We start from the raw sequence: 25,363 nt of genomic DNA on the forward strand, positions 1-25,363 counted from the left end.
GGTCCCGTCTAAAAAACCAGAGGCGGTTTATTCCGGCTTGTCACCAAGAACCCACGACGGAGGAGGCAAAAATGACGCAAAACAACACCCCAAGCAACGACGGCGGCGGCGGCACCGGCGGCGGTCAGGAACCCAAACCCGGTTTGGACGGCCCCCGTGGTTTTCGCGACGGCCGCGAAGGCGGCGGCACCGGCACCGGCGGCGGCCAGGAACCCAAACCCGGTTTGGACGGCCCTCGTGGTTTTCGCGACGGCGGCGACGGCGGCGGTCCCGGTACCGGCGGCGGCCAGGAACCCAAACCCGGCTTAGCTACCGAGGAGGGTTTTGCCGACGGCGGCGACGGCGGCGGTCCCGGTACCGGCGGCGGCCAGGAACCCAAACCCGGCTTAGCTACCGAGGAGGGTTTTGCCGACGGCGGCGACGGCGGCGGTCCCGGTACCGGCGGCGGCCAGGAACCCAAACCCGGCTTAGCTACCGAGGAGGGTTTTGCCGACGGCGGCGACGGCGGCGGTCCCGGTAGCGGCGGCGGCCAAGAGCCAAAATCCGGCCTAGGCACCCAGGCGGGTTTTTCCTAACCCCATCGAAGCGAACACCCCGGCAAACAGACTTCTTACCCATCATCCTTCTTAAGGCGGCCCTGATGCACAGCAGCATCTTCGACATATTAAGGGAACCCCGGACGCACCGAGAACGTCAGAAGACGGTGGTCCCCTACGCTGCTGAGGAACTCGCGGCAGTTATGGCCAAGCCGCCCCGGGATCCGGGCGCGGGGATGCAGAAGCGGCATGGCGCCGTGCTCCGCGCCGCAACGACCAACGCGCGACCGCTTGTTTTCGGCGTCGACCCCAACCAACTCGCGCAAACCGGCTGGGCGGTGGTTTTTGGCCACGACACCTGCCCGCGGGTGCGCGAGGCCTTGGCGCCGCTGCTTGCATTGCGCAAGAAACAGGTGGGCGAGGACACGAATCTTTATCGTGAAATCACCCTCAACCAGGGCGAAACGGCCGAGCAGTTCCTGACCCGGATGGGCACCGCCCCCGGTCCGGCCCAACCCAAACACCTCCCCTTCCACCTGCTCCTGGTAGCGTCACCGCAAAGCGTATCCTTTGATGTGCAAGCCGACTTGGCGGTGGGCCGCGGGGTCGGACGCTTGTGTTTCCCCTGCCACGACGACTACACCCACTATGCCCAACAGATGGTGGAAGCGGAACAACGGTTCCGTTCGGGGCCGGCGCTGGCGGCCTTTTTTGGGCCCAACCACGGCCTTGAGGCCAACACCTTGGCGACTTCCACCAAATTAGCCCGCGACTTACCCAAGGAGATCGCGGCGGCCCTGCCCGAGGATTGCCGCCGCGCGACCTGGTTTGGTGCCGAGGCGACGGTGCCCGCCTTGGCCAAATTACTCGGCTCCGAGCAACGCCCCGACCTCTTGCTGACCGCGGGACACGGCATGCAAATGCCGGTGGGTGGTCCCGCGCAAACCCGTTACCAAGGCGGTCTGATCGGTTGCGAATGGGAAGACACCCGCGCCCGGGTGCCCCGTGCCGCCTGTTTCGCGGCCGAGGACTTGGCCGCGTTGCCGTGGACGGCCCGGCCAGGCTCCGTGGCCGTGTTGCTGGCGTGTCACTCCGGCGGCACGCGGCGGTTCGACGCCTTCAATCCCCAGGCGCCGCCGGTTGCCGCACATCCCTTTGTGGCGGCGCTGCCCAACGCCATGCTCACCCGCGGCTGGTCGGCGGTGGTCGCCCATGTCGACCGCGCCTACCTGCATTCCTTCCTTTGGCGCGGCAACACCAGCACCAGCCAAACCTACGGCTCCTTCCTCGCGGCCCTTGCCGCGGGGTACCCGGTGGGCTGGGCGGCGGAACCCTTCGGCCTGCGGTACGCCGAAATCCAGGTCCATTACGACCGGCTCAAAGCCGCGGCAGCAGCGGGTTTGCCGGTGGACCGCCAAGCATTATCCGACCTCTGGTTTGCCCTGATCGACGCCCGTTATTTCCTGACCTTCGGCGATCCCGCCGCCCGTGCCCGCAATTTCGTAACCCGAACCTAGGGGGGAACCCATGCCGCAACGACGTGCCAAACGACTGATCACGGTGAATTTTGTCGCCGCCTTGGATACCGGTGTTTACGGGATCCACATGCGCGTGGGCAACGCGGAACAAAGCGGCCTGTTTCGCGTTCCCTTCGACGAAACCCAACTAACCCAAATCAGCAGTGACTATGAAGACAACCAGTTCAACCCAATTGGGGGAAAAACCCCGCCGGCGGAATGGGGGACGCGACTGTTTCACGCCTTGTTTCACGGCCGACTGAAGGAACTGTACGAAACGGCCGTCGGCCAAGGCTGTGCCATCGATCTCGATTTGGTGTTTGATCCCTTGGACGAGGAAGGCTATGACACACTGCGTCGGTGTCCTTGGGAATGGCTGGCGGATCCGGTCACCGGCAACTTTCTGTGCCTGGAAAAAACCGGGGGTTCGGTCACCCGTCGCTTGATGCTGAAACGCGGCGCACCAACCCCGCCCGGCTTCCCAACGCCGCCGCGGATCCTGGTCGTGGGCGCGAGTCCCGAGCAGTTGACCGCGCTTGATCTGAAGGGCGCGGTGAACGGCATTCAAGCCGCGCAGAACACAACCAAGGTACAGCTTGACATCCAAAAAGCCGCCAACGGCAGCTTCGAGGCCATGTTGACCGCGCTCAAGGATGCCCAGGCAGCGGACAAACCCTTTAACGTGGTGCATTTCATCGGCCACGGCGGGGTAGTAAAGGGCCAGGGTGTGCTGGTATTCGAAGGGGAAGGCAACCGGCCACATTATGTCGGCGCACAAGAATGCGCCCACGAATTGGCTTCGTTTCCCGAGTTGAGCCTGGTTTACCTGGATGCGTGTAAAACCGGCGCGCAGGAAGCAAAACCGTTAGACAGCGTTGCCTCGGCCCTGGTTCGGCGCGGGTTTCCCAATGTGCTGTGCATGAAAAACAACATCAAAGACGACCATGCGATTAGGCTGAGCGCGGCCTTTTACGCCGCTTTGGCGCAAGGCCTGCCGCTGGAGGAAGCGGTCACCGCGGCCCGTCGGGCGGTGGTCCGTATCCAGACCTTCAACTTGTGCTGGAGTGTCCCCATCCTCTTCAGCCGACGCATCGCGCCACGTTTTCAATCGGAGCGCGCGTGGCACGCCTTCCACCGGCTGTGGACCTTCACCGGTTTGGCCCTGGCCTATGTGACCTTTACCATTTACGGCAAAACCCAGGGCTGGGGCCTCGATTTACCCCTCACGGAAAAAGGGAGTTACGCCGCCGCCATTTACGGGCTGCTGCTGGGAATCCCCCTGTTTCTTTGGCATCTGTGGCTCACGATTTTTTATGCTCAAAACCATCGAAACCAACCCTGGTATGCACGGCTTCCGCCGCTGTTCGCTCTCGAATGGAATTACGCATATAAAGATGCACGCCTTTTTCAGGCGGTCTCGTTTTTGGTCGTGCTGGTGCTTCCCGCCCTCGGCCAAATCCACTTCGTTAACAAAATGAAAAACGGCAGCACCTTCATCCACAAATTGGATGATCGGAAATTAACCCAACCCAGCCCCATCGGCGTGCGCGCGCAACATTTTGTCTGGCGTCCGGCGAGCTACGTTTTCAATCCAGATAATTACTTCGTCTTCGGGGCAAGCAGTTTTGGCGAAAAGGACCAGGTTCAATTTTTCCCTTTTTACCAACCCGTGGCGATTGTGCTCCTTGAAGTGCTGGTGTTTTGGTTTTACCTGCGCATGTTGCGCGCGGTGTTTTTCACACCGAGAAAAAACCAAACAGCGCGCGGAAGCTAACCCCCATTGCTCACTGGGAATTCGGCTACGAAGCAGAACCCCCCGCCCTGTTCCCCATGCAGTCTAAGAAAACGGAAACAAGGAGAAACACACCATGAAACCCAGCCTAGGTGTTTTGACAGCAAGCTTGCTACTCCTCCCCGCGGCGGCCCAGACCGCGCCACCTGCCCAGAGCACGATTGGGGTGCGGCTCACGCTCCCGTTGGCAACACTCCAGGCCGCCCTCAACGAAATCACCGCCGAACCCGAAACCGGTTCCGGCAGTCATCGCGTCAAAAAGCGGCTAGGACCTATTAAAGCCTCGGCCACCGTCCGTTACACCTATCGGGCCGAACGAACGGCACCACCCACGGTGGCACAACTCAGCGACACGCAGCTCCGCGTGAGCATGCCGATCAACATCACCGGTACCGTCGGCTTGAAGGGCGACGCTGCCAAAGTCATCGGGTTACATCGGAAAAATATCGACGGCCACTTAGACGCCCATGCCGATATCAGCGTTGATTTGGAACCCAACCTCTGCCCCAGGGTCAGCGTCCATATTCACCACAGGTGGAACCGCGGTCCGAACTTCGAATTAATCGACGGTGTCACCCTTTCCGTGGAAGGGGTGACGCGTAACCTGATCGAAAAACAGAAGCGCAAGTTGGAGCAGAAAATCAGCGGCTTGCTCACCTGCGCGCTGATCCGCGAGAACGTGCAAAAGCTATGGCGCCACCACGCCGTACCGCTCAAAACCCAGGGCGAAACCTTCGCCTACGTCCACATCATCCCGCGCAACCTTCATTTCAGCGGCGTGGTGATTCAACCCGATCATCTCGGTATTACCGCCGCGTTGGTCAGCGAAACCCGGGTCGGTCCCAAACCGGCGGCATTGCCGGTACGCCCTTTGCCGCGTTTGGAAAAGCAAGCCTACCAGGCGGGCCGCCTCGCCTTAAAGGTCCCGTTTGAGATTTCCGAGGCGGCACTCAACCTGGCCGCGGCCGATTTGCGCGGTAAAACCGTCACCCAGCCGGTCGACCACCTGCTCTATCAAGGCGATGCCGAAATCAAGCTGCGCGACGCCAAACTCGAACTGGGCCGCCAACAGCTCACCGCCACCCTTCCCTTTGCCGCCACCTTACCGGGCGTCCTGGAACTGGACGGTACCGCGGTGATCACCGGAACCCCGCAACTCAACCCGGTTGACCAAAGGCTTTACCTCGCCAACACCGCCGTGGATCTCCAACTCGGTACCGACGGGGCAAGTTGGCTCAACCTGTTCGCACCGCTTCTGGAGGCGGTGATCACCCCCATGATCACCGAATACCTCAACCAGGATTTGAAACCCAACTTGACCAAAATCGAAAGCGCGATCAACAACCTCGCCGCCGAAAATACCTTAGGCCTGCGCATCAAACCGCTCAACCCCGTGTTGCGGTTAACCGCGCTCGAGCTGCAACCCAAAACCCTGCACCTCACCGCGACGGCAACCGCCGAATTGGATGCCGAACTGACCACCCTTGAACTAACCCCCCGCAAATAACCCAAAACCCAGCGTCCCATCGGCCCCGTGAACACGGGGCGACACCACCCCCGCAAGGACGGCTTCGCGCCGCCCCGCCCGAGGTGCGTCCGCATACAGGAATCGCTCATGGAACTGACAACCTTCTTAAAAGAAAAGACTTCCCCCTCGTTGCTCGACGCCTTCGAGGCCGCCGCGGCCCGGGCCGGCAAAGAAACACGCGCCGTGCATCTCGCGCACCTGTTGGATCAATTGCTAGCAGACAGCGAGGTGGTGCGCCGCCTGCCCGAAAACACCGCCGCCCAAGCCCATGCCTTGCTGGCCCGCCAGATCGCGGCCTTGCCCGCGGGCACCTCGGGTTTCGCCTTCGACATCCAGCGTTTGATTCAGCCCTCGCTGGCCTGGTGCGCCACCTTCGGCGCGGACCGGGTTTCCCCGATCATGCTGCTGATCACCTTGCTCAAAAACGAAACCCTGTTCAGCGGCGACGCGGCCCAAAGCGTTCAGGGTTTACGGCAGTTGGGTCTGACCGTGGACCACTTTTTACCCCGCGCGGCGGAGACGGTTCACCAAAACGACTTTACCTACGAGCCGCTGGGTTTCGGGCAGGACTTAACCCTGATGGCCCGCCGCGGTTATTGGCCGCACAATCCCTTGTTCGGCATGGCGCGCGAGCTGCGTCAGTTGGTGGCGAGTCTGTGCGGCGGCGAGGAAAGCACGATTCTGGTCGGCGAACCCGGCGTAGGCAAGTCGACGCTGGTTTACGGCCTGGCCTGGCATTTGGCAGCGGGAACCCGGCCGTTCATTCCATCGGTATTGGATCAAGTCACCCTGGTGGCGATTGCCCACCACGACCTGATGGCGGGTACCGAAAACCGCGGCGCCTTGGAAAAACGCATTGGCGATCTGCTGCAGTTTTTGGAGAAAAACCCGCGCGTGATTCCGTTTTTCGATGAAATCCACGTCTTGCTCAACGGCGAGGATCCCGGAATGACGGCCGTAACCAACAGCCTCAAACCCCAAATGGCGGCAGGCCGCTTTCGCTGTATCGGCTCGTCCACGGGTAAGGAGTACACCCGCGCCATCGCGGGTGATCCGGCGCTGAATTCGCGGTTCGCCAAAATCATCGTCCCCGAACCGGATCGCGAGGAGACGATCCGCATCCTGACCGCGGCCGATCCGGCAGGATCGCGGCGCGCGCGCGAGGCGGGCATCACCCTGGACCCGGCGGCCCTTGCCGAGGCGGTGGACCTGACCACGACCTACCAACGCAATGAACGTTTGCCGCGCAAAGCCTTCCAACTGGTGAAGCACACGCTGGCGGACCGCATTTTCCAATTGCTGGCGGGCGAAACGGAGGACACAACCCTTGGCGCCGCCGACATCCGCGCGGCCTTCGAGCAACGCAGCGGCATTCCCTTGGATCAAGGGGTGGGCGCGGGTTTGGCCAAACGGCTGAAACAACGCATCCACGGCCAGGATCATGCCGTGGATTGCGTCGCCGATTGGTTGCTGCTGCAGGAGTTTGGGTGGTTGCCGCGCAACCGGCCCCGCGGCCGCTTTCTGTTTCTGGGTCCCCCGGGTGTCGGCAAAACGGAGCTGGCCAAAAGCCTGGCGGAAGCGGTGATGCACGCGCGTGGCGCGGTCATCGTCAAGAACATGGCGGAATACCAGGGCGAAGGCGCCCACACGCGGTTTATGGGCGCCAGTCCCGGGTACGTGGGTTACGGCGCGACCAACACCGTCTACACCCAAATCCGCATGCGCCCCTACGCGGTGGTGGTTTTGGACGAATTCGAGAAGGCCCACCCCAGTTTGGCGTATCCGCTAATCAGCCTTTTGGACGGGCTCGGCGAGGACGGCCAGGGCAACCCCACCGATTTTTCGCAGTGTTTGATCATTCTCACCAGCAACGCGTTACAGGACGACGCCGACCAAGACGCCGACAGCCTGCGCCGCAAGTTGGTGGCGATGGGCGGCATTTGGCAGGCCCCGCTGGTTGATCGCCTGGATCGCCTGGTGCATTTCCAACCCCTGAGCCGCCCGTCCCGCCGCGCCATCGTGGCCGACATGGTCGCGCGCAAACAGGCGCAGGCACGAACCCCGGTGCCGGAACAGTTTCACCAACCGCAAACCTTAGACGCGCTGGTCGACGCCGCGGAGGATCCCAATCATCCCGGCTCGGCGCGCGGCCTGGAGCGAAGCTTACTCGACGCCATGCAGGCCCACGTCAAAACCTTGACCCACCAAAAGGAGGAACAACCGTGACCCTTCGCGATTTTTTTAATACCTACAACATCAACGAGGACGCCCTGGTCCGCATGAAACGGCGCTTGTTTGTGGTTGGTCGTTTCAACCAGAAACGCGCCAAAGGCGGCGGGCCCATCACCTACCTGCTCACCAATCGCAACCTCGAAAACGACAGGCTTAAAGACCATTTTGACGCGGCACACATTGGCGCTATCTCATACAGCACTTTTGAGGAAATGCTGGAACCGGCGATTGAGGAACTCATCACCGAACGCCTCGATCAGCCCTTTGTCGAAATGGTGGTGCCGGATTCGGATCACCCGCGGAACCGCCAGCGCATCGACCCGAACAATTACTTCTACCAACGCGCCATCGCCAACAACGAACAGGGCGAATTGAAGCCTGATTGCAAACCCAGCACCGACCAAGACGACATTCTCGGGAGCAAACAAACCAACGCGGGCGCATCGATTTTCGAGCAAATCCGCGCCTACCTGGCGACCTTCGCCCATTTCCAGGTTCACAACCACAAGCTGGTAGCCGCGCTGGTAGAGGTTTTGGTGCAGTGTGCCGGCAAAAGAGGCTGGCCGGGATTTGAAAAAGGCGGCCCTTTACCGGCCAACCTGCACCGCGAAATGCTCAATTTCCTCTACAGCGAGGATCAGACCAAACCCTTTGACGGCACACGGCTCAATCTGACCGGTACCAGGTTAAAGGGCTATGAACACAAACTGGCCGATGCAATCGGTGCCCTGCGAGAAGCCCTAGGCAACCAAAAAGTTACCAACTATTCCGAACCCATGATCAACAGCACCGCGCTAAGCCTGTGGTTACGCAAGCATTTGGAAAAACAAACCGACGAGACAGGCTTTGATTTGCACCAGACCTTCGCCCAATCGCGCAAGGCGTTTAACGGGTTGCGCCAAATTCTGCGTAGCAAGGTATTGCTCGCCATGGTGCTGAACTGGCTGCTGGCGCACTACAAGTCAGACACCCACATGCCGGAACTGGCCCATCTCAGGGATTATGCAAGAACCCAAGCGGTGGAAGACGCGATCAAAACGGGTAAATACGGGCTGGCCAAGCCGCTGCCGCGCGCTTCACCGGAACAACGCAAGGCCTATCGCGAAAACCTGGAACGCCATTTCAAAAACATCATCCTTGCAGTGGGTGGCGACACCGAGGCAGAGGCGCAACTGCCCGAGGAAATGAAGGCCTTGGTTACCCAATACCAAAACGACGACGATGCGCTTGACGCGTTAAAAACCATTGCCGGCCTGGATAAAAAAGACGCCGACACACAAAACGCCTTTTTCTCTGTTGCCAAAAACCTCATGATCGACACCTTGTGCCCCGCATTGTTTTTAGAACCCAACCTGAAAAAAGCGGAACTCATCAATCTGTTTAATGGCGAACTTGTCGCGGTTTACCTTAACGCCATTCTGTTAACCCAAAACAACGAACGACTTTTGTTAAAAATCGCCGATAAACACGCAAAAAGTTTGTCGAAAATGGTCAACAAAGGTAGCATCACCAATCCCGAGGAACACCAAAAAGCAGTGTTGCAGGATTTAATCAATCATTTCTTTTTAAATAAAGAATTGGTGAAACAAGTTAAAGACGGTTTAACCGTCATCGGTAACGCCGTGCAACTGATGGATGCCATGCCGGAAGAAACCGCGGCACCAGGGGCAACCGGCAAACCCGGCGCCGGCGATATTTCGACCACCTTCTCTTACGACCTTTCCGATGACAACCTCTTGGAAACCACCCCGACCGAGTCCGCACGGGTAAAGGAAGCGGTCAAGGTCATGGTGAAACAATCGGCGGCCATGCAGCAAAAAGCGGAAGAATCCGCGCAAGAAGGCGAAACAAAGAACGAACCCGCGGCGGCGCAGACCGCGGAGGGACCCAAGGCGACGCAAGCCACGGAGGCGCAAACGGACGCCGATCAAACCCAGGAAGACGTGGCTGCCGAGGCCACATCCAAAACGGATGCGGATCAGGAGGAACTCGGGGAAACCGGTCTGCTAAAACGGGTCACCGATTTAACCGCGCAAATGCTGGCAAACCACCCTGAAACACCCGCGGAAGCGTTCCCAGACAGGGTCCTGGCCGAGATGGAAAAGGAACCCGATCTGAAGGCAAGCAAACTCGCCCGCGATCTGCGCATCGCGGAACAGTGTTTTAACCTGATCTACACCCGGTACATCGCCAACCCCGACAAAGCCGATTTCCGCGCCCAAGTCGACCGCATGACCCTGATGCGCATGATGCGGCTGTTTGCGGACGAATTGCGCCTAGGCCAAACCTACAGCCATTTGTACCGCATGATCATCGACTTGGTGCGTTATCCCAACCCGGCCGATTTTATGCGCGAAAAATCGATCACCGAATATTTCGACGACGGTACCTTCGACCTCGGCAACTTAGAAGCGTTACTCAAAGCTCTGGAAATAGAAGGCCTGTCCAATATCCGTAATTTCGTGTGTGAATTGCAGGGTATGCGTTACCTGCTGGAAAAAACGGCCGAGGATCCCGACGCCGAGATCGTGGTGATCAACGGCGACGCCCAGGAATTTCTCACGTGGCTTCGCACCGAAAACCTTGACCCAAACGAGAACGCCGAGGGCGGCATGCGCTGCCAATCCCTCTGCGCCGCGGGCACCGCCTCGTCGTTTATGGGTCCCGGCCTGGTGTACCTCACCAACACCGCCTTTAAAGACGATGCCGAGGACAAAAAAGCGTTTTTGGACACATTGGCAACCTTCCCCCTCAGACGGGGTAACTTCCGCGTAGTCCTGCCGCCCATGTTGCTCACCGCGCCCCTGGAAAATTGGCACGCTCAAGGTAAGGAACTGGCGAAGAAAACAAACCAAAGCCTGGCACCGGTGACCATCGTCGGCCCCTCCCCGCACCTAAACCCGCCCACGGACACCATGCCCAGCCACCTGCCCGCGGGTTACCTGCTCGCCGCCCACTTTCTGCGGCCGCAAGCCCAGAACTTCAAGCTAAAGAATATCAACGAGAAAGGCGTGGATCGATTCCACGTGCTCGGCGTCGGTGCGGCCGAAATGCGCGCCTACCTGAGCAACGTGTTTTGGGGACCACCCGAGCAAGCCCGCTTTGAAATCGACTATTACGGCTACCTCACCGCGCTCCTCGCCGGGGCGGCGGCAAGCCACGGCGGTGCGCAGCCCTTCCAGCCGGAAACGCTTTTTAACTTTTTGTTTATCGAAGAGAACCCGCTCAATGGAGATTACTTCAACGCCAACACCCTGCTCGACCGCATGCTGCCCAACGGCAACGGCCGGGTGTTCGGGTTGGGTGAAAACCCCGCCTTGCCGGAAGGCCAACCCGCCTACCGACTCGAAACCCTGGTCGCCGCCTCGGACCACAAAACCCCGCTCAACATCAATCAAACAACGCGTTTGTCGTTCAAAAACGTACAGTGGCTTCAAAAAACCCTGCCCTTGTTGCTCAACGACGAACCATAACCTTTCCCAAGCGTTTCGAAACTGAAACGCGGCGGTGATCGGCGCGTAGCGACCTCTCACCCGTACCACACAGGTTCAAATAATCGGTTGCCCAAGCACGAGGCACGCGTTCTATCGTGTTGCTTCGTCCGGTAACCCCTTGGTTTAACGATCACAACCTTCCATGGAGGAACCACACTATGGCCATTACTGCTGAATTTAGAGTCGCCGACGATACCTTCACCTTTCAAAACATTCCGGGATACCGTATCTCTTTTTGTATGACACCTGGACAAAGTTACCAAGGCCACTACTATGTCTATCTGGTGGATCGCATCGAAGCCCAAAGTACCATCACTTCCCCCATTGCACCTGGCACCAAAATGCGGCGCGGTACCCTTGACATTGTCGGTAACCAACGCAGTTACACATTTAAAGATATTGATTTGTATTCGGTGGAAACCATAATCAACTACCGCGAACGCATGCGCCTGGTGTGTTTTAAATACGACGACCAACTCACCAGCCGCCACGCCCTACCCGCCCAGCTCAAAAACAGCGCCGACAACCAACCAGAATTGGGCCCACTCAACGATGACTACAACTTCAAATTGGAAGGTACCTTGCCGAAACGGCTGCTTGCCTACCAACTAATGAACGGCAGTTATTTTTCAACCGTCATGCGGCTCGCCACCCTGCGCGATGAATCGAATTCACTCCTGGAACGCATCATCGAAGCCAACGACCAAGAAGTTGTCAGCCAAGATCCCTTTAGACCCTTCACCATCTCCTTATCCTCAAACACCGTTGATCTGGATCCCAGGACCCTGGAACACGCCTTCATCGATGAGTCGTTCGGCCTGTTCCTCGACTACCCATCGCCCACCCTCACCACGCTGACGGAAAACGCGCACCCGGCCCAGGCCGCGCTTCAGGTTCCCTACTATTCCCACCGCGACCTTTTGAGCTTCGTCGGCGCACGCGGCTTACCACCGAGTAAAGGCAAAGACACCGTCGAAACCGCAACCTTCGTTTTCCGCGAGGTCTACCGCGATTTGGCGATGGTGTAACGCCATGAGTTTGTTTTTTCGCCTGCAAGGCGACGGGGCGCCTTTGCCTGAGTTGGAAGGGCTGGAATGGGTGACCCGTCGCCGTTTTGCCGAACCGCTTGTGCATTGGGCGACGACCGACCTGGGTCGGGCCTCACACCGCGACCAGGAGGGCCGACACGCGCTGTTGGATCACCTCGCCGCGGGCGTCGCCCTATCGCTCGGCGCCTTTTGGCAACCCGCGGGCGGGGCGGCGCAACAGCTCACCCCCTTTTATCCGATTCAATCGATCACGGAAACCCACCATCCCGAGGGTTTGTGTTTTCAGCTGCTGGGAACGGTGTTGCAAGCATCGGGGGGCGACACACCGTCGCCCCACCGGCCGCGCTACCGCGTGCACGCCAAGCAAACCTATGCCGGCCTGCTACGCGCCTTCACCCACGTGGCCGAATTACCGGCCGACCTGGAAAACAACCTGCCCGCCAACATCGAACTCGCCGGTGACCTCGTTCAAGACGGGGAAAGCGACGCGGCCTTCTTGCGCCGCTTGATTGCCCCGGAACGGCGCGGCCCCGGCGTCCCCGGCCTGGTCCTGACCGGAACCTGCAGCAGCACCGCCGTTTTGCCCTACACCTTGCTGCCAGGTGATGTCGCGGCATGCCGCGCGTTTTTTCAAGGCAGAAGCTTGCCCGCCGCGGAACCCGAAACCTTGGAACGCCGGCACTTCCCCGCGCACCGACCACCGACCGCGGTGCATTACCTGGATCGCATCGGCTTGCCCGAATACGTGGTAACGCGCGAACATCCCGAGTTCGACGCCGACCGCTGGCAAACCTGGTTCGACCTCAACCTACCGCGGTTCCACGAGGACGCCTTTGTGGTCGCGCTGGAGGACCGCTTGACCCCCGCCGACGGCGGCACCCATTTGCGCCGGCGCAGCCACATCCACTTGCTGTCGGGCGCGGCGGACTTCACCCAACCCACGGCCCATCAAAGCTGGTGCCGGCTGGGGACGGTGACCGAAAACGATGGGCGCGAACCCTGGTTAGGTGTCCGGCTCGCCGGCTTTGAAGCACGTGCCCACGGGGATCAGTTGCGTGCCCGCCTGCTGTGCCCGACGTCGGGTGAGGACGGGCGTGGCGGGTTGCACCTGGTACCCGCCGTGGGCACCACCGTCGCGGTCTTCCATTCCGGCCGCCTGGATGAGGCCCCGGTGGTGCTCGGCAATGTCCGCGAGGAGGCCGCCGGCCACGCGGCGCCCTCGCTGTCGCTGACGCAAGCCACAACCCTCTCGCTGGCCGAGGTCACGGCCGAGCAGTTGGGCGCGGTGGCCGTCAAAAGCGCGTTGGACCTGACCGGTGAAAGCACGATCTCGGTCAAAGGGGAAAACCTCAGCCTGGAGGGGCGCGGCGGCCTGTCCCTCAAAGGCGCGCAAGCCGAGGCCGAACTTTCCGGTTCCGATTTTAAAGTTGGAGGTCCCTGATGAATTATTGGGTTCCGCTGTTTATCACCCGCGACCAGATTGGGGACAGCCTCAACCGGCTCTTAACGGATGCGCAACAAAACGGGACGCTCCAGTGTTTGTCGGAAGACCCACCCGGTCGCGGCGAGCCGCGCTGGCTGGGTCGCGCGCCCATCCAGCTTGATTTCGACGACCGAGGGCCGCTCCTTTTTTGCAACAGGCCCCGGCAACTGTTTGACCACCTCGCCGTCGTGCCGAACCCGACCTTGGCCATCAGCGATTTGTCCGGTGCGCAACGGAACCGGTGCCACGGCAAGGTTTTTGAATTCCAGGGACATTTCTTGGAAATCACACGCTTCAACGCCCACGAGGACATGGGTCCCCCCCACGACACCCTCGCCCACCACCTGCTGCAGCTGACCCTGACCCACAGGGCGCCGGGCGCGCAACCGGGCTCCCGTCCGATTCAAACCGAGGGCGTGGGGAAGCATCCCCTTTTCTACGATCCCTTGCTGTTTGGCGGCGACGCCGACAGTGTCATCAACCTGCTCAACCGCATGGAGGGGGCGCAAGCGCCGGACGACCTGGTGATGTTGCCCCCCATGCGATGCGAATACGAGGACACCTGGTTTGCCCCGCGCTATCGACGGCTGCGCCGCGCCATGGATAAGGTGTTCCTGAAAACGGGGCCGAGCCTCGCGGTTGCCCTGTGGCGCCTGGCGGACCGGCCCGCGTGGCGCGATCTGCTGCTGGACGGCGCTAGGTTGGGCCACCGCCGGAACACCAAGCTCAGCGAAGCGGTGCTGTTCCTGCCCGAACAGGCCGCCGAGCTGCCAGGAGCCGCGTGGCGACGCCGCTTGTTGAAAGATCCCGACGCGATGCCGGGCGACCCCGCCGCGCGGTTACTCTGGTGCAGGCTCGCGGACGACATCCGCGGGGCCGTGGACGCGGTGGTCCCCGCCGCGGGAAAGGGGAATTGGTCGGACCAAGCACCGCGAGGCTACCGCAACCAAGGTCAAAGAGAAACCGGCACCTTCCAAAAGTACCGCGCCCTGGCGGACGCCTGGCGGGACCCTGACAATACGTTGTCCCAAGCGGTGTTGCACCCGGCCGCGGGACCGGCGGGCCAACCGCCCGACCACGACCTGGCCGACCTCCTGTTCCTGCGCCGCCTGTGGCAAACCGGCGACCCCGACGACGAGACCCGCCGCAACCTGTTGTTGGCGTTATTGCCGGCCATGTTGAAACGCAACTTCACCCTCATGGATCACCTCGACGAACAGGCCGCGACATGGCACTGGTTCATCGATTACCAACCCGGAGAGGCGCGGGTGCGTTACCGCGACCCATGCGCCGTCGACCTGAGCTTTTATCAGCTGCTGTTTCCACGGGGTACCTGTTTCCAGCCAGGCGGCACCGCCCGCTTGGACGCCGAGCCGGCACGCCTGGACCAAATCCATTTCACCCTGGGATAAGCCCGCGGTGGGGCATGACCCGCATCTTGCCTCACCGCCGCGCAGAAGGAGCACACCATGAACGCACCCGCCTGGTACAAGGACAAACCGCTAACCCACCAAGATTTTTTAAATTGGGAACGCTGGTTGTTAACGCGATCACGTTTTGCCGCGCAGGGCTACGGCTTAACCCGTTTCCACGGGGATGAAAGCATCACGGCCACGCCGGCAGACGACCACATCACCTTGACGGTCAACAACCTAACAGGGCTCACCACGAGCGGGTTCCCCGTGTCGGCGACCGGCCAAACCCAACAACTGACCCACGGGCAACTCAACGCGCACAAGGCGGTCGACCTGTGGCTTTGGGTCAACCCGCCGGCGGATGAGAACAACCCGACCCCGGCCAAAGCGCAACTGGTCGTGGGATCGGCAACCCACGAGGCCCCGGCATGCCCGCGAGACCACCTGTATCTGGGCCGTTACCGGCGCGACGACGACCACCACACCGGTTTGGTCCGCGAGCTGGAACCGCCGCTTCACCACCTGGGCGCCTGGCGCGGCACGGTGACGCCCGCGATTCACCAATTCGCGGCACGCCTGCACGATGCCCTGGAAAGCTGGCGAACGGCCCCACCGTTGCTGTCGGTCGGCAGCCAAACGGCGCGCCATCTGCTCTTCCAAGCGGCCGCCGACTGGATGTGCACGCCCTTGATCGAACTGGAAAACACCTTGCGTCGCGCGCTGTGGTGCAACAACAACGAACCCCTGCCCCCATTTCAGTCGGACCCTGACCGCACCCACCACCTCAGCTTGGACCGCCAACTCAACGCCTTGGCGCAGCTGCTGCAGATGCAACCACGGGCAAACAGCGAACCGCGCCCGGCAACCCGCCCGTCGGGTGACGTTTATTTGGTTTACGCGGACAGCGGCCTCCGAATCCCCCATCAAACCCGATGGTCGGGCGACCGACTGACCCTCGATCTCGAAACCGAGGTACGCGGGGAAGTGCATTTGTTGGTGACCTACAGCGATCCCGCTCACCCGCCGCCGGTGGAAATTTTCCGACCCGATCCCCCGCGCGACATCCGCGCCGTCAAGGCGCACCAACCCAACACCCGGATTTACCCCCTGGCGTTAACACCGGAACAGAGCCCTTCCCTGGTCCTACATTTCAGGGGATGGCATCCCAACGCCCACATGTGAGGTCGCTTATGCTTGAATTTTTCTACAACCATATGGATTCACAACCCATCGGTGACGCGTTTCAAACGCTGTTATTCCCACCCCAACACCATCTCGCCCTCCAGATACTTACCGAGTGGGGCGACCACCTGCAAACCATTCGGGACAAAGCCGAGGATCCCGATGACCCCGAACTCAAAACATACCTGGTCGGCATTCAAGCCGCGGTGGCCAAGGCCATGGAAGGTTCGCCCAATTTATGGACACGAATGATCGCCGGGGTAACGCTGGACACGGTCTGCCAAGCAGCACAACGCGGGGCCGATCCGGCGATCTGGGAAATGATTTACGGTCCCTTTTCCCGCAATGACCAACCCATTAAATTGATGGCCGAAAACCTGTTCCACGATTGGGCGACGAACCATTTGATCGGGCCGGCGGGTCTCTATCATTTGGTCAAAGCCCTACTTGCCTCGCCCCGTTATGGAGCCTACTGGTTGGCAGAAAAAACCGAAATCCCGGCGATGGATCGGTATGTTCGCGGTGTTCAGTCGCGGCTTGCCTACGAACAGATACAAGCCGCAAAGCCGCTGAATAACGAGGCCTTGTTGCAAGCCGAACAAGCAATGGCGGCCCAAGCGCGCCACATCAAAAATGGCGAAAACCCAGTTTGGGCTTACCTCAATGCCCGGCTTCAACAAGCGCAACAAGGCCGCACCGTTGACATCATTCCCTTCAGCCAAAGCATTGTCAAAATACTTACCGAGGAAGACCAACAAAAAACCGAGAAAGCAAACGGGCAACCCACTTGGAAATCGCCTTTCAAAAGAAGCCAATCAAAACCAATCCCCACCGGTCATATCCCGCGGGAACTAAAAATCGCCGTCCTGGGTGGTGTCAAAGGCGGCAAAACCAGCCTTGTCAAAGCATTGATGAACATGAGTGATGATGCTTGTACCGAATTCAAATTTCCTTTAACCGTGGTCCCAACCAGGGAAACAGAAGAAAATTTGCAAAAGGTCGGTTTTCCAGCAGGAACCGTTGGGGAAACACCCAATATCTACCGCGGTGAGGTGACCTTTACCATCCGCGATACCAAAATGAAGGTAACCCTGGTCGACCACACCGGATCCTTTATCAACGACGTGGCCGATGTCGACCAAAAGGGTGACGCGGCCTTTCCCCAGATCTTTGATGTGAGCGCGGGCGCCGACCTTCTGGTGCTGGTGCTTTCTCCTGTTGATATCGAACATCTGGAAAGAGAAGGTTCTCGACTCTTGAACCACTACCGAACCCATGTTGCCCAGGCCTTAAAAACCAACCCGAACCTGATGGTCGCGCTGATGTTCACCAAATGCGATCAATATTGTTTGAATCAGCCCCCCAACCACCCACGATTTATCGGCACCCACGCGGAAAAAATCGCTTTGGTTGACTACGCATCCGGCATTTCTGAAGACCACTGGACCAAACTGGTCGACGCCGCCGCGGCTTCCGAGCTCGCGGGTGAAGCGGCCTTAAAACGCCGGCTGATGACGGCGACCCGCTGGTTGTGGCGCGAGATCGTCGCCAAAAACAAACTGAACCATCCGTTCTTCAACGCGTATTTGGTGGCGGCTTTGCCGGAAGATCCGCTTTTCAAGGATTGGTATTACCGGGGTTTTGCCCACTGTCTTGAAGATTTCTTCCATCACGCGGATCGCCGCCTGACGGGGATTTCCTGATGGATAAGCAAAGGATCAACGCCCACCACTTCGTCTTTGCGAAATATACCCAATTGGAAAAGCGCGATTTCGAGATCCTTGCCTACTTCCCGGCTGATCGCTTGGCTTTTTTTCGAGACTGCAAGGACGCGGTGTATCGGTTTATGGACCTTATTCCGCCTTGCCAAATTCCCGGTGGGGACACCCTTCGCATCATGCTCCCCCAAGGGGAAAACATGATGTACCTCAAACTTTTCCCCAATCGCAAGGACCGCGAGGGCCGTTCAGCAACCGGGTACCATTGCCTGTTGCTTGATGAGGAAGGGTTACGCCTCGCCGACGGGGATCCAACCCAATTCGACAGTGCCATGGCGAGTCACATCGACGGCGGCAATACCCTGGCGGGAGAACATCCGCGCTATCGGCAGGTTCCTACCGGGGAACGAGAAGTCGTCTTACCGTTACCCTTGCCTCAAGCCGGCGCGCCTCACCCGCAACCGGAAACAACAGCGCCACCCGACCAGCGGACTTTTTGGGTGGACAGCCCCGAGGAGACGCCCAGGTTCCGCCGCCAAGTTGGGGCTTGGCAGCTGGCGCGGCTTGCCCAAGGGTTGCAACCGCTTCCTTTTATTTGGAACCTCCACGCCGGCGCCGATGCACACCAACTCAAGCGTTTGCTTGAGGCGGTGGAACCACAATGGTTGAGTTTTGACGGTCCGCCAAAAACCGCAATCCCTGGGTTTCAAGCGGATCCCTCGGTTCAAAGGGCGACCCCACAACCACCCAAATTACCAAAGCCTTTGGAACCGCCCCCACAAACCAGGACCCGCCCCCAACCCATGCCGATCCCAATTCAGGGCGTACCCAGCCCACACCCACCGGACGGGCTCCAAGCCCTCCGTGATCAGCTCACCCAACTCGAAAATAAGGTTCAACTAGAGGAGCTGCGCGTCGAACGCTTTAAGAAAGACAGCGAAGCCAAAGACCAAACCATTGGGGAACAAACCGCCCAAATCAAGCAGCGACAAAAAACCATTGATGAACAGAAAAAGAAAGCCAAAACCGATGGGGAAAAGATCAAACAGCTCGAAGCGAAAGAAGAGGAACTGGGTCAAACCGTTCAAAGCCTATCGAAAGACTTGGAAAAAACGCGCGCGAACCTGGCCCATGAACAGGCACGGTGCAAGGCACTGGATGAAAAGCTTGTAAAAGCCGAAGCTGATTTGGAAACCTATTCCATCGAAGCCGTGCGCAACCGGCAAGTCCGCATGGGTCTGGCGCTTGCGCTAATGGTTGTAACCGTCGTTGCGGCGCTGATGTTCGCCCTCTATTTCCGGGAGGCCTCACAAACCCTCAATCAAAAGTACCGCACGGCAATGAACCAAATCGAGGGATTAAAAGAGGAACGCGCTCAACTTTTGGGTGACCTTGGGCGAATCGGTGCTGAACTCGAAACGGAAAAAAGCAAAAAAGAACAGGTAGAAGAGAACCTCGTCGCGGAACAGGCACGGGCTGCCCACCTGGCCAACCTTCACGAAGTTGAGAAAGCGCGCGGTAACAAACTAGAAACTGAAAGAAACTACGCCGTAGGGTCCCTAAACGGCCTTGTCCAAGGGTTTAACGCAAATCCCTATCAGACCCCGACGCTTCCCACCCCGGCGGAAAATGAGCACGCGGCTAACGACGCGATTCACATCGCAGCAAAACGACTGATCGAAGCCCATGAAAGGGTACGTGATTCATTGACTCAGGCCCAAAAACAGGCCCGAACAGCCGGATCGCGCAATAACCTTTCCAAACTGCAAACCGCTATTAACACGTTGACCAACCAGTTAAACGATCCCGGCTCGCAGCCCGCTACAAAGCATCGTCAATTAAAGGCGCTGCTTGCCGCTGTCAAAAAGCGAGAGCTACGAGCGCAGGCAACAGCCCAAAAAGCGGAGGCGCAACGGTTAACCAAAATCTTGGCGATGATCCCCCTTGCCTTTTCGGACAAGGATCAAAAAGAGGAACCCGAAGACGCGCAATTAAAAAACGTCTGGTCGGCCCTTGAAAAGGCCGCTAAAGAACACAAAACAGGTGTAAACCTAGATCCCAGTGCAACACGGAATGAATGGTGGGACGAGCTACCGGAACCCGTCCCTGGAGATTACATCAGAATTTACCGCCTGAACCCGAATAACGGTGAACTGATTGAAAGCGCGAATTTTTATTGGAAAAATTCCTCTTCCAAAATGACCATCTCGCGGCGGTTCCGCAAACCAGGCGAATACGTCATTCACTGGAAGGTGGACGAGTGAAGTACCTCAATCACAACGCGCTCATCATGTGTTGCCACGGCGGCATCTGGACCCCTCGTCAACCACCGCCGCCCGGCAACTGCATCGCGGGCGGGGCCGCCCTGATCACCGAACAGGAACTGTTGGACGGGACCCTCGCCTGTCCCCTGGCGATCAAACCCTGCACCGCCATCCAACAGTTGGTCACGGGTCAGGTACGCGGCTTCCTGATAAAGGGTGAATCGCCCGTGTTGGCCACCTTCACCGCGATCACCGACGGCGGCACGGCCTCCGCCATCCAAGACGGGAACTCGGGTGCGATGGTGTTGCCCGCGTTCCAGACGCCCCAACTGCCGGCGGCCGGACCCTGTCCCACCGAGCCGGCCAAGCAGGGCGAAAAAACGGCCACTGACCCGGCGAACAACGAGGCCGACGGCGCGGCGCCCGACCCACAAGCGCCGCGCCACCGCCTCAGTCTCCAGCTGTCACTGGACCTTCCTCGGTCGTTGCCAATGCCACCGCCACCCGTGCGGCGTCGGGTCGCTTTTGTGTTGGGCCAGGGGAAAACACGAATTCCTTTTGTACTCTATCTACCGGATGACGGCAGCCCGCAAACCGCCGTGTTCCACCTGCCCGCGCCCGACCCGGCGTGGCTGATTCAGGTCCCGGATTGGCACGGCGACCCCGGCGGTCAATTCCGTTTCGAAGGTGAACACGAACCCCTGCTCGTGGTCCCCGACGACCAACAGCTCCCTTTCCCAGCCCACCCGGCCATGCGCCAAAAAGGTTGGCAACCAACTTGGTCACAACTCCTGGCCCCGATCCAACAACCGTTGCCGCCCTACCCGGAACTGGCGCGCCTCAATCAGTTGGACCCTAAGGACACCGCCTTGCCCGCTTGGGCCCACGTCAGTCTGCCCCGCGCCATTGCCGCCGGCCAAACGGAGGCTTCCTTTGTTTTGCGCCCCGCCTTTCCCATCCTCCACGCGCTCACCGAAGCCCGCCACCGCCTTCAACTTCGCCTCGGTGAACTCGATCGAACCTGGCTGCACGAGGCCACGGTGGCCCGTTTTCATATCGCCCGCCTTTGCAACAGCCTCTCGCCCGAAACCGACGGGGTCCTGGCCAGGCGGGGCGGAACCACCTTGGCCAAACAATTCCTCGGTGAACTCAAACAACGTGCGCTGCAGGTTGTGCCCCAACTCGAATGGGATTTGCAAACCCTGTTCGCCATCCTCACCGCTTCCGATCATGAAAAGAATCCGGCCGCAACCGTCGGCGCCTTTCGATCCCCCCGCCAGGGAACCTGTCCGGCACGAAGTTACGAGGGCATCCGGCAACAACTGGCGCGTTACTTCCTGCACGTGCCGATGTTCCTGCCGTTTTTCGAGGTTGACCCAGAAAAAACGGTGCCCGCGCCCTGGCTAAAAAACACCTTGGCCAATCCAGGTATTTTGAGCATCAACCAAACCCTGGACACACTGGTCCAGGCACTTGATACCCTGCGTCTGCTCCACCTGTTCGCCGGCACGTCGCTCAAGGACGGTCACGATTGGGAAGAAGAACTGCTTCAATTGGCGGCGTCGTGGTATCGCGAACCCGATCAAAAAGCGCTTCAACAGGATCCCACCACCGGCTACGCCCAACTCAACACCCAGCGTCTGGTCGCCGGTGTACTGCGTTCCAGCCTCGAAAATGCGGCCCGCTTCGACGCCTACGCCCCCTTGTTACGGCGCGAATTGGACCGCGCGGTTGTGTTGCTTTCGGCGCGCGAGAAAAACGCGGCCCACATCCTCAAGACTTTTCGCCGTTTGTACGGCGCGCTGCTGCGGCATCATCCACGCTCCGCCAAGCAAGCACTTGATGCGGTCATACCGGTGGCGACCGACCAAAGGGCCGCGATTGCACCCAATAGCCGTCGTCGCCTGCAATGGATGCTGCTGCCGGTGGTGCTGTTGCTCACCGCCGACCAGCTCGCCGAGGAAAACCCGCACACCGAGGACTGGGAAAAGGTGCTGATCGGCATGGCGGACCTCAACGACTTGGCGTTGCTGTTAGCGGATATGCGTTTGGACAGCATGAAACGCAACCTCAAAACCTTGGCGCGCGAAAGAACCATCCATCAGCGGTTCCAAAGTTTCGGCGCATTGCACCGCCATGCCGTTTCCTGGTCCCACCTGGTCAACATCATTCGGCGGGTTACCTTCGCGTTCGATGTGGTGGAGATGGGGCTTCATCTCACCAAGGACCAACACCGCTTGGCAATGTTGAGTATGTTGATCATGGTGGCGGGCCTGGCAACACCGCTTACGATTTGGGCTTGGCCGGCGCTGCTCGGGCTGAGCTTGTTAAAGGAAGGGTTGTCACCCGGCGCGGTAGAGCAAGCCGTCGCAAAGATCCTGGCACAAAGCGCATTTGGCAGGGCGCAACAGGTTTATCCGACGCGGGAAAGCGCGGCCGACCTTTTGAAAAACCGCGATGCCAAAACCCCGACGGCACTTTTAGAACAGGCCAACCACCAGTTTGCCTTGGCCGCTTGGCAATACGCGCCCGCCAGGTTTCGAGACCTCGCCCGCCCCTCCCAGGCACACGCCGATCAGTTACTCGTGCAGTTCAGCGCCAACCCGGGCTTGACCACCAACAATCTGCGGCTTCACCATCAGGTGGCGGAACTGCCCTCGCCCCTCACCGTGGAAACCACCCTGTTGGACACCCCTCAATCCGGGGGCGGCGACCGCTTTCGCCTCATGGTTAAGGTGAAGGACGAACGCCCGGGCGCGGACATCACCGTGGTTCATGCCCGTCTGCCGGGACCCAACTACAACCAGTTACGCCATGATGCGGGTCCCGCGTTCGCGCTGCGGTTCACGGAGGGGCGGCCCCAAAGTTATACGCTGGGTCCGCTGGAATTAGCGGCCGACGCGCAACTTACCTTGATCCTGCACCCGTTCCAAGCCAAGCTCGACCTTCCGGGTCGCGGTCGACGCCCCGCCCCCACCCAAACCGAGGTAACGGCGGAAACGATTCGGGCCGCGGGTTCGACCCACCACGGTGAGCAGGCCCGAGTCACGGAAATTAGAGAGATCACCATTCGTCGCAACGAACTGAGGTTGCATTAGCCTATAGGTTCATGCCAGGTTTTCAGGCACCGTGGAACGCACAGGCGGCGCGGTTCGACGCGCCTTAGTCCTTTGGGTCGGGGCCTTGGATGGATTTTTGTTTGGGGTTGTTCATTTTTTCGATGAACAACTGCGTGGTTGGGTGTTGATCCTTGACGATGGTTCCGACTTTGCCACCCATATCCTGCATGTCGTAACCAATCTTCAGCCCACCGGTTCCGCCAAAAGCCAAGCCCATGCCCTGCAGGGTCAAACCCAACACCTTGAGGCGAGCGTTCCCTCGGCTCACCATTTGACCGGTTTTGCGCAGCATTTGGCCGACGCCGACCGAGGTACCAACCTGAACCATCACTTTTTGCTTGGTTTTGGTCACCATCTGTTGTTGGGTTTCCTGTAACTCATCGAGCTTGTCCTTGCTGACGGTTGAAAATTGGTAGGTGTGTTTGGGAATTTTGACCAAATTCAGGTTTTCAATTTTGTCTTTTACGTAGGTACCACCCAACTCCATCATGTCCTGCTTGTCCAAGGTGTCGATGTTTTGAACGGTATTCTGCATGGTTTCCAGGTTTTCGAAAAACGGCTTTACCATCGGAAGCTGACCCGTGCTGTAAAGCCGCTGCATGGCGGTCATGCGGCCGTGAAAGGTGTCTTCCAACCCCTGGTACACCGGAAATTGCGGCGTCATGTCCTTCATCGGGGTGATCAGTTTGGTATCGATCACCTGATCGCCGGTCTCGGGCATTCCCATCTTCATGCGGTTCATCAAACCCTGGAAAGGGTTCCACGACGTCTGGGACTGCTGAAGCGTGGTCGAAGAGAGTTGTGGGTCCTTGGGTTTCTCAATCTTTTGCTGCTGAATCAGCGGTGTGCTGTTGATATTAGGCGGTTTTCCTACACTGGACATAGCGACTCCTTGGTAGCCCGGCGACCATTTCGCGCGGTCGCACCTTGCTTTTTGCTTTGGGCAAAAGCGGATTGGCAAACATTCGGACCGGCTTAAACACGCATGTTCATGGGGTCCATCGGTGGCGCGCTTTGACCTTCTTCGGCCTCGGCCTCCGCCGACTCATCCTCCGCCAATGCGGTAAGAACGGCGTTGCGGGCTTCCAACAGATGATCGACGGTCCGCATAATGCGTGCGGCGTTCACATCTTCAATGAACACATTCATATGCATGAGCACCAACTTCATTTCGGGCTGGACGGAAAGCACGGCGTTGTGGGTGCCGATCCCAAGGCAGTTCAGCACCAACAAGCGGTGGTAAAGCTGGAGCAGTTCCGGTGCGGTTTCGGGCAAAGGCACCACGGACAGGTAAATCAATAAGTGGCGCCCCTTTTCATCCCATTCCAAGGCCAGGTCGAGCCCTTCTCCCATGGAAAGGCCGACACTGCCGTCCTCTCCCAATGCAAAATCCTTGATGTCGTTGGCGTCACCCAAGGCGGCAAGCGCCTGATCAATCACCTCACGTTCCGTCATGGTTCCTCCCTGTTTCACATGCGGATCTCCTCACCTCAACCCGCGCAACGGCAAAACATCCTGGTTCAGCCAAAACGAATACCGGGAGAAGCTCCTCAAAATTTCGATGCCATGGTAATTTCCCTTATTTTAGCGATACACCTACGTTCCAAAAAGAAAAAATAATCGCAAAAAGCAAAAACGCGATCATATGGAAAATAGCAACATAAGAAAAACCACGCCTTGGGCAAGCCCTTCCCCTTGAACCAGGTAGACGGGAACCGGGCCGGGAGCCTGCAGTAAACCCTCACGGGTGTCGCGCTTTTGGCATGGTCCACGCGGCGCAGCGCGCTACAAGAGGCCACTTATTACGGCGTTAAACTTTCTCAAAATTTCTTTTTCATTTCTATTACCAAGAAAAATGGCGAGCTCAGGCGTATTTACCCATAGTTGTCGACAGCGCTTTATTTCGGCTTACGAGGAAATAAACCACGCCTCCAAAATTTGCCGAGCGCGGTCTTCAACCTAATAGCCCGTTTTAATTGAACACAACTCTCTAGCGGAGTTCCTCCCCGCACTTTCCAACCGGAGAACAGGTAT

The 25,363-nt window shown here is 59.2% G+C and carries 15 protein-coding genes; 13 read left to right on the forward strand and 2 right to left on the reverse strand.

What is annotated here, in order from left to right; all coding sequences use genetic code 11:
* The first annotated feature begins 71 nt into the window (after positions 1 to 71).
* From J3U88_RS34750 to J3U88_RS23390, 13 genes are all read left to right on the forward strand, one after another.
* Positions 72 to 575: a hypothetical protein gene (locus J3U88_RS34750; RefSeq protein WP_207861405.1), complete on the forward strand. Its 504-nt coding sequence runs from the start codon at positions 72 to 74 to the stop codon at positions 573 to 575.
* Between the two features lie 164 nt (positions 576 to 739).
* Entirely contained in the window at positions 740 to 2,053 is a 1,314-nt protein-coding gene (locus J3U88_RS23335; protein ID WP_207861406.1) for a hypothetical protein, read from the forward strand.
* 10 nt (positions 2,054 to 2,063) lie between these two features.
* Positions 2,064 to 3,827, forward strand: coding sequence for a CHAT domain-containing protein (locus J3U88_RS23340; RefSeq protein WP_207861407.1), 1,764 nt, complete (start codon positions 2,064 to 2,066; stop codon positions 3,825 to 3,827).
* A gap of 94 nt (positions 3,828 to 3,921) precedes the next feature.
* The gene (locus J3U88_RS23345; RefSeq protein ID WP_207861408.1) at positions 3,922 to 5,352 is read left to right on the forward strand and encodes a DUF4403 family protein; all 1,431 of its coding nucleotides are present in this window, start codon (positions 3,922 to 3,924) and stop codon (positions 5,350 to 5,352) included.
* 108 nt (positions 5,353 to 5,460) lie between these two features.
* Positions 5,461 to 7,599, forward strand: coding sequence for an AAA family ATPase (locus J3U88_RS23350; protein ID WP_207861409.1), 2,139 nt, complete (start codon positions 5,461 to 5,463; stop codon positions 7,597 to 7,599).
* Positions 7,596 to 11,078 carry a hypothetical protein gene (locus J3U88_RS23355; protein WP_207861410.1) on the forward strand — a complete coding sequence of 1,161 codons (3,483 nt, stop codon included), beginning with the start codon at positions 7,596 to 7,598 and terminating at the stop codon, positions 11,076 to 11,078. Before J3U88_RS23350 ends, J3U88_RS23355 begins: the two co-directional genes overlap by 4 nt.
* A gap of 179 nt (positions 11,079 to 11,257) precedes the next feature.
* The gene (locus J3U88_RS23360; RefSeq protein WP_207861411.1) at positions 11,258 to 12,127 is read left to right on the forward strand and encodes a hypothetical protein; all 870 of its coding nucleotides are present in this window, start codon (positions 11,258 to 11,260) and stop codon (positions 12,125 to 12,127) included.
* 4 nt (positions 12,128 to 12,131) lie between these two features.
* Entirely contained in the window at positions 12,132 to 13,589 is a 1,458-nt protein-coding gene (locus J3U88_RS23365; RefSeq protein ID WP_207861412.1) for a hypothetical protein, read from the forward strand.
* The gene (locus tag J3U88_RS23370; protein WP_207861413.1) at positions 13,589 to 15,043 is read left to right on the forward strand and encodes a hypothetical protein; all 1,455 of its coding nucleotides are present in this window, start codon (positions 13,589 to 13,591) and stop codon (positions 15,041 to 15,043) included. Before J3U88_RS23365 ends, J3U88_RS23370 begins: the two co-directional genes overlap by 1 nt.
* A gap of 57 nt (positions 15,044 to 15,100) precedes the next feature.
* A complete protein-coding gene (locus J3U88_RS23375) occupies positions 15,101 to 16,228 on the forward strand; it encodes a hypothetical protein (RefSeq protein WP_207861414.1) in 1,128 nt (375 codons plus the stop codon).
* Positions 16,229 to 16,236: 8 nt separating this feature from the next.
* Positions 16,237 to 17,931: a GTPase domain-containing protein gene (locus J3U88_RS23380; protein WP_207861415.1), complete on the forward strand. Its 1,695-nt coding sequence runs from the start codon at positions 16,237 to 16,239 to the stop codon at positions 17,929 to 17,931.
* Positions 17,931 to 20,210, forward strand: coding sequence for a coiled-coil domain-containing protein (locus J3U88_RS23385; RefSeq protein ID WP_207861416.1), 2,280 nt, complete (start codon positions 17,931 to 17,933; stop codon positions 20,208 to 20,210). Before J3U88_RS23380 ends, J3U88_RS23385 begins: the two co-directional genes overlap by 1 nt.
* Positions 20,207 to 23,308, forward strand: a complete 3,102-nt coding sequence (locus tag J3U88_RS23390) for a hypothetical protein (protein WP_207861417.1) — start codon at positions 20,207 to 20,209, stop codon at positions 23,306 to 23,308. The genes J3U88_RS23385 and J3U88_RS23390 overlap by 4 nt, the downstream gene beginning before the upstream one ends.
* Positions 23,309 to 23,372: 64 nt before the next feature.
* On the opposite strand, the gene J3U88_RS23395 is transcribed toward J3U88_RS23390, so the two are convergent.
* Positions 23,373 to 24,212, reverse strand: coding sequence for a hypothetical protein (locus J3U88_RS23395; protein ID WP_207861418.1), 840 nt, complete (start codon positions 24,210 to 24,212; stop codon positions 23,373 to 23,375).
* A 92-nt stretch (positions 24,213 to 24,304) separates the two neighbouring features.
* Positions 24,305 to 24,784, reverse strand: coding sequence for a type III secretion system chaperone (locus J3U88_RS23400; protein ID WP_207861419.1), 480 nt, complete (start codon positions 24,782 to 24,784; stop codon positions 24,305 to 24,307).
* Between the last annotated feature and the right edge of the window lie 579 nt (positions 24,785 to 25,363).

Origin of the sequence: Acanthopleuribacter pedis (assembly GCF_017377855.1) — a bacterium.
GTDB lineage: Bacteria > Acidobacteriota > Holophagae > Acanthopleuribacterales > Acanthopleuribacteraceae > Acanthopleuribacter > Acanthopleuribacter pedis.